The sequence below is a fragment of the Janthinobacterium lyxosi genome (assembly GCF_051380665.1).
GTDB lineage: Bacteria > Pseudomonadota > Gammaproteobacteria > Burkholderiales > Burkholderiaceae_D > Janthinobacterium.
Genome location: NZ_JBNYXM010000014.1, coordinates 156,470 through 163,127 on the forward strand (window position 1 = coordinate 156,470; position 6,658 = coordinate 163,127).

Annotated in this window: 5 protein-coding genes; 2 read left to right on the forward strand and 3 right to left on the reverse strand. The window is 60.0% G+C overall.

The features are described from left to right. Positions 1 to 9: 9 nt before the first annotated feature. Entirely contained in the window at positions 10 to 1,626 is a 1,617-nt protein-coding gene (locus ACQ4WP_RS17090; RefSeq protein WP_436522641.1) for an NAD+ synthase, read from the reverse strand. 90 nt (positions 1,627 to 1,716) lie between these two features. Here ACQ4WP_RS17090 and ACQ4WP_RS17095 point away from each other — a divergent pair, with 90 nt between their 5' ends. Then, the gene (locus ACQ4WP_RS17095; RefSeq protein ID WP_436522665.1) at positions 1,717 to 2,850 is read left to right on the forward strand and encodes a GNAT family N-acetyltransferase; all 1,134 of its coding nucleotides are present in this window, start codon (positions 1,717 to 1,719) and stop codon (positions 2,848 to 2,850) included. Between the two features lie 50 nt (positions 2,851 to 2,900). Here the strand turns inward: ACQ4WP_RS17095 and ppa are convergent, their stop codons facing one another. Further along, positions 2,901 to 3,443 (reverse strand): inorganic diphosphatase, encoded by a 543-nt coding sequence (gene ppa / locus ACQ4WP_RS17100; RefSeq protein WP_436522643.1) that lies wholly within the window; start codon positions 3,441 to 3,443, stop codon positions 2,901 to 2,903. Between the two features lie 636 nt (positions 3,444 to 4,079). Between ppa and ACQ4WP_RS17105 the strand changes: the two genes are divergently transcribed. Beyond that, complete coding sequence (locus ACQ4WP_RS17105; RefSeq protein ID WP_436522645.1) at positions 4,080 to 6,506, forward strand: membrane-bound PQQ-dependent dehydrogenase, glucose/quinate/shikimate family; 2,427 nt, start codon at positions 4,080 to 4,082, stop codon at positions 6,504 to 6,506. 74 nt (positions 6,507 to 6,580) lie between these two features. On the opposite strand, the gene ACQ4WP_RS17110 is transcribed toward ACQ4WP_RS17105, so the two are convergent. Further along, positions 6,581 to 6,658, reverse strand: a 78-nt coding sequence (locus ACQ4WP_RS17110) for an integrase core domain-containing protein (protein ID WP_436522667.1), incomplete at its 5' end; no start/stop codon positions are given.

The following is a 6,658-nucleotide window of genomic DNA, read 5'->3' on the forward strand; positions in this document are numbered from 1 at the left end:
GATGGCTGCTTATTCGTAAAACTTGGAGGTAATCGGATAACGCCAGTCGCGGCCGAAGCCACGGTGCGTGACGCGGATGCCCACCGGCGACTGGCGCCGCTTGTATTCATTGATCTTGATCAGGCGCGTGACCCGGGCCACATCGGCCGGCGGGTAGCCAGCCTCGACAATTTCGGCGATCGGCCGGTTTTCTTCCATGTACAGCTGCATGATGCCGTCGAGTACGTCGTATGGCGGCAAGGAATCCTGGTCCAGCTGGTCGGCGCGCAGCTCGGCCGACGGTCCGCGCGTCAGGATGCGCTCGGGAATCACGCTTGAGATACTGTTGCGCCAGGCGCACAGGCGGTACACCAGGGTCTTGGCGATATCCTTGATGACGGCAAAGCCGCCCGCCATGTCGCCGTACAGAGTGCAATAGCCAACCGCCATCTCGCTCTTGTTACCGGTCGTCAACACGATGCTGCCATGCTTGTTCGACAGGGCCATCAGCAGGGTGCCACGGATGCGCGCCTGGATGTTTTCTTCCGTCGCGTCTTCCGCCAGTCCGGCGAACTCGTCAGCCAGGGTAGCGCGGAAGGCGTCCAAGGTTTGCTTGATCGGAATTTCATCGTAGCGCACATTGAGGCGTTTTACCATGTCGCGCGAATCGATCCACGAGATATCGGCCGTAAATTGCGACGGCATCATCACGGCGCGCACCTTGTCGGCGCCCAGCGCATCGACGGCGATGGCCAGGGTCAGGGCGGAATCGACGCCGCCCGACATGCCGATCAGCACGCCCGGGAAGCCGTTCTTGACTATGTAGTCGCGCACGCCCAGCACCAGCGCCTGGTACACCTGCGCCTCCGTTGTCAACGGCGCGGCCAGCGGCTGCGGCACGGGCGTGGCGCCGGCGAACTCGACCAGCTGCAAGTCTTCTTCGAAATGGCGCAGCTGGGCGCACATCGTGCCGGCCGCATCCATGACGAACGAGTCGCCATCGAAAATCAGTTCATCCTGGCCACCGACCAGGTTGGCGTAGACCAGGGCCATGCCTTGCGCGCTGACATTCTGGCGCATGGTTTCATAGCGCAAATGCTGCTTGTTCATGTGGTACGGCGAGCCGTTCGGCACCAACAGCACTTGCGCGCCGGCCGCGCGGGCGCGCATCGGCGCGTGCTCGAACCACGTGTCTTCGCAGATATTGATGCCGAAGCGCACACCCTTCACGCCAAACACGAAAGCCTGGTCCGACGACGTAAAGTAACGCTTTTCATCGAACACGGTCGTGTTCGGCAAGTCGTGCTTGCGGTAGGTGCCCAGCACTTCGCCATTGAGCAGCACGGAGGCGGCATTGTGGCGCAGGCCCTTCTCATCCTGCAGGGGCAAGCCCACCACCACGTGCAAATCCTTGAACTGGGCCAGCTCCAAGGCCAGCCCCGCAAACGCTTCCTGCGTTTTTGCGTAGAATGCATTGCGCAGTAACAGGTCCTCGGGTGGATAGCCGACCAGCGACAGTTCCGGCGTGAGCACGATATCGGCGCCCGCTTCAAAGGCGCGGCGGGAAAGGTCGAAGATCTTGGCACGGTTGCCGGCCAGATCGCCGACCGTACTATTCATTTGAGCAATTGCGACTTTGACTGTCATGATGATGATGGATATTTCGTTCTATTAAACAAGACAGGGGCGCGCAGGCCGACGGCGGCGCCCCGAGAGTGATGAATGCACACTACAACAATGAATTATCGCACGGCTATCGTCTCTACCCTGGCTGAAATTGGCGAAGCGGCCTGGTCTGAACTACTGGCAAGCCAGGCGGATGCCACTCCCTTCCTTTCCTACGCCTTTTTACACGCACTGCACGAGTCCGGTTGCGCCAGCGCAGACACGGGCTGGCAGCCGAATTACCTGGTGCTGTGGCAAGGCGATGCGCTGGCCGCCGCCCTGCCCCTGTACCTGAAACTGCACTCGTATGGCGAATACGTGTTCGACTGGGCCTGGGCCGAGGCCTATCAGCAGCATGGCCTTGAATATTACCCGAAACTGTTGTCCGCGATACCGTTCACGCCCGTCAGCGGCACGCGCTTGCTGGCCCGCGATGGCGAGGCCCGCGCGGCCCTGCTGGCCTTCCTGCAGGCACAGCAGCAAGCCAGCGCCGTCTCGTCCTGCCACATCCTGTTCCCGCCGGAGAGCGAGGCGCGCCAGCTGGCGCAAGCCGGCTACCTGATGCGTAGTGGCGTGCAGTTTCACTGGTTCAATCCCGGCTACGCGGATTTCGAGCAATTCCTCGCCACCCTGGAACACAAGAAGCGCAAGAATATCCGCGCCGAGCGGCGCAAGGTACAGGACGCGGGCGTGACGCTGCGCCAGGTGCGCGGGGTGGATGCTGTTGAGGCCGACTGGCAACTATTCCACCGCTGCTACAGCAATACCTATGCGGAACATCGCTCGTCGCCGTACTTAAGCCTGGAGTTCTTCCGCCGCATCGGTGCCAGCATGCCGCAAAACATTTTACTGGTGATCGCCGAGCGCGAAGGCCGGGCCATTGCCGCCTCGCTGGTGATCCATACAGCTGACACCCTGTATGGCCGCTATTGGGGCGCGCTCGAGCACGTACCCTGTCTGCATTTCGAGACGGCGTATTACCAGCCGCTGGAGTTTTGCATCGCCAACGGCATCGCCACCTTCGAAGGGGGCGCCCAGGGCGAGCACAAGATGGCGCGCGGCTTCCTGCCGCAAAAGACCTGGTCCGCCCACTGGCTGGCGCACCCGGCCTTTGCCGACGCCGTACAACGCTTCCTCGAACGCGAACGGGGCGGCATCGATGCCTACCTCGATGAATTGAACGAGCACAGTCCGTTTCGCGCATAAAAAAAACGCTCCCGGCCTGCTGGCGGGGAGCGTTTTTTTACTGGGTGTTCTTATGCTTTTTCGGCATCAGCCTTGAACGCGGCGACGCCGTTCAGGATTTCTTCCTTGGCCACTTCAGGACCATACCAGCCGTCGATCTTGACCCATTTGCCTTTTTCCAGATCTTTGTAGTGCTCAAAGAAATGCTGGATCTGGCGCAAACGCAGTTCGTTCAAGTCTTCCGGCTTTTGCCAGTGGCTATAGATCGACAGGACCTTGTCGACTGGCACGGCCAGCACTTTCGCGTCTTCGCCCGACTCGTCGGTCATTTTCAGCACGCCGATAGGACGGCAGCGCACGACCACGCCCGGGATCAGCGGGAACGGGGTGATGACCAGCACGTCGACCGGATCGCCATCCGGCGACAGGGTGTTCGGCACGTAGCCGTAGTTGCACGGGTAATGCATGGCGGTACCCATGAAGCGATCGACGAAAATCGCGCCGCTTTCCTTGTCGACTTCGTACTTGATCGGATCGGCATTCATCGGGATTTCGATGACGACGTTGAAATCGTTCGGCAGGTCGCGGCCGGAAGAGACGTTATTCAAACTCATGGGGTTCCTCATTAGCGGATGGTGTTTTAACCGCGTAATTATAGCGAAGTACAGGCAGCTTGTGCGATGCAGCAGCGGCCCGCCTGCGATTTGCGCCTCACGCCAACAACAGTGCCATGCACAGCCCACAGGCACGCGCAGCCTGTCAGCGAGAGAATAAACAGGCTGCCGGAAATAATAAGCAGAAACACTTAAGTAATACTACCGTCACCTTGAATTAATGTCGGCGGAATATCTTCGCATTCTCATTTCAATATCACCATTCCACAAACATGGTTATCATGAACGGCATTGCATTTTTTGCAGCCACTTATAACAACAGTCTTCCATTATTCTCCCCACCTTGCATCCCCCATTATGACGCTGCCATTTCAATACCCCCCGACCATTCCCCGCAGGCGACCTGCCAGCCCGATAAACTCCTCATCCAGCATAATATTTGTTTTTATTTGAAGTATTCATTTGATTCAAATAGCGGCCCCACCAAAAAATGGCACGACCAGAAGACAATCAACAATTCTGATAAACTATCACATTCTGGTGATTCCAAACTTTGTATATTCTGCAATCGACGCCTTCCCTGAATTCAATATGGCACTTTCAACGCGCCACCGATAAATCCTTGCAAAAAGGAATATGATGATTCCCTCTTTCCGGTCCGGGCCTTTATTAAAGGTCACCGGCGTTATTTTCATTCTGTTTGGCCTCGCCCTGCTGGGCGGCGGCATCTGGCTGGCCACGCTCGGCGGCTCCTGGTACTACTTGCTGGCCGGCATAGGCATGCTGATCGCAGGCGTGCTGGTGTTCCAGGGCAAGCGCAGCGCGCAACCGTTCATGGCGCTGCTGCTGCTCGCCACCCTCATCTGGTCCGTCATCGAAGTGAAATTCGACTGGTGGCAATTGCTGCCGCGCCTCGACATCTGGTTTGCCGCCGCCGTCTGGCTGCTGCTGCCCTTCGTCAGCCGCCGCCTGGCGCCACCCGCCGTAGCGAAACAGCCGCAAGTGGGCAAGATGGCCTTGAGCGCCGCCGTGGCCCTGACCGTCCTCGCCGGCGTCATCGCCCTGTTCCAGGACTACCATGACCTGCATGGCGAGGTGCCTGCCGAAAACATGGCGGCCACGGCCACCGGCGCCCTGGCGCCCGGCGTCGAGCACAACGACTGGTCCGCGTATGGCCGTTCCGGCTATGGCGACCGCTATGCCCCGGCAGCGCAAATCACGCCGGCCAATATTTCTGGTCTGAAAGAAGCCTGGACCTACCACACGGGCGACTTCAAGGGTCCGAACGACCCGGGCGAGATCGCCAACGAAGTCACGCCGCTGAAGGTCAATGACATGCTGTACCTGTGCACGCCACACAATATCGTCATCGCCCTGAATCCGGACACGGGCAAGGAAATCTGGCGTCACGATCCGAAGATCAACCGCGATGCGGCCAGCTACCAGCACATGATCTGCCGCGGCGTAGCGTACTGGGACGTCAACGCGGGCCGCACCAAGAACAATCCGGCACCCGAAGCTGCCAGCATGGAATGCCCGCGCCGCATCCTGGCGCCGACCATGGACGGCACCATGATCGCCGTCAACGCCGATACGGGCGAGTCGTGCAAGAGCTTTGGCAACAACGGCGTCGTCAACCTGTATAAAAACATGGCCATGATCAAGCGCGGTTTCCTGATGCCAACTTCGCCGCCGGCCGTGGCGCAAAACGTGGCCGTGATCGCCGCCAGCGTGACGGACAACCATTCGACACAAGAGCCATCGGGCGTGATCCGCGGCTACGATCCCGTCACCGGCAAGCTGCTGTGGAACTGGGACCCCGCCACGCCGGAAGATACCAAGCCCTTCCCTGAAGGCAAGAACTACACCAACAATTCGCCCAATTCCTGGGGCGTGGCCAGCATCGATGAAAAACTGGGCATGGTGTACATTCCGATGGGCAATGAAACCCCCGATACCTGGGGCGGCAACCGCAACAAAAATGGCGAGAAATTCAACAGCGCCATCGTCGCGCTGGACCTGGCGACCGGTAAAGTGCGCTGGGCTTACCAGACCGTGCACCACGATATCTGGGACATGGATATCGGCGGCCAACCTTCGCTGGTCGACATCGACACGCCGAAAGGCAAAGTTCCATCGGTCGTGGCCACGACAAAACGCGGCGACATCTATGTGATCGATCGCCGCGATGGCAGCCTGGTCGTGCCGGCGCCGGAAAAACCCGTACCAACGAGCAATCCTGCCGCTGGCGACACCCTGTCGCCCACGCAGCCGTTCTCGGCCCTGACCTTCTTGCCTGAACGCAATATCGGCGAAGCGGACATGTGGGGCACGACGCCGTTCGACCAGCTCGCTTGCCGCATCATCTTCAAGGAACGCCGCTATGAAGGCCCGTTCACGCCGCAAACGGCTGGCAAGGGCGCCGTCATCTCGCCGGGCCCGCTGGGCATCTTCGAATGGGGCGGCGCCGCCATCGACCCCGTGCGCCAGTTGTTGATCGTCAATCCCGACTACATGGGCTTCCTGGAAAAACTCGTGCCGCGCGCCGAGACCACGGCCAAGGGCGGCACCGGTGGCGAAATGGGCTTGCAGCCACAGACGGGCGTCCCGTTTGCCGTGGAAATCAAGGCCTTTTTGTCGCCGCTGGGTTTCCCATGCCAGGCACCGCCGTGGGGCTATGTGGCCGCCGTCGACCTGCGCACCATGAAAAAAGTGTGGATGCACAAGAACGGCACCACGCGCGATAGCGGTCCCGTGCCGATTCCCCTGCCACTGGGCGTGCCCAGCCTGGGCGGCATGGTCACCACGGGTGGCGGCGTGACCTTCCTCAGCAGCACGCTCGACTACTACATCCGAGGCTACGATGTCAGCAACGGTAAAGTGATCTGGAAAGCCCGCCTGCCAGCCGGCGGCCAGGCTACGCCGATGAGCTATGTCTCGAACAAGTCGGGACGCCAGTTCGTCGTCATCATGGCCGGCGGCCACGGTTCGCTGGGCACGAAGATGAGCGACACCCTGATCGCGTATGCCTTGCCGGAAGGCACTGCCGTGCCGAAGAAGTAAGAGCGTAAGCCTGAGCGCACTCCGCCATGGAGTGCATGTCCAGTCCTAAAATAGGTTGACAGTATTTATTGCTGTTAGAACGCCCGATGCACCGCATCGGGCGTTTTGTATTGCAGGGCCATATGCGGCCGTTCCTGGTTGTATATCCGCAC

Bases quoted from the DNA above. Each gene is read 5' to 3' on its own strand.
- ACQ4WP_RS17090 (WP_436522641.1), bottom strand. From the start codon at position 1,626: ATGACAGTCAAAGTCGCAATTGCTCAAATGAATAGTACGGTCGGCGAT.
- ACQ4WP_RS17095 (WP_436522665.1), top strand. From the start codon at position 1,717: ATGAATTATCGCACGGCTATCGTCTCTACCCTGGCTGAAATTGGCGAA.
- ppa (WP_436522643.1), bottom strand. From the start codon at position 3,443: ATGAGTTTGAATAACGTCTCTTCCGGCCGCGACCTGCCGAACGATTTC.
- ACQ4WP_RS17105 (WP_436522645.1), top strand. From the start codon at position 4,080: ATGATGATTCCCTCTTTCCGGTCCGGGCCTTTATTAAAGGTCACCGGC.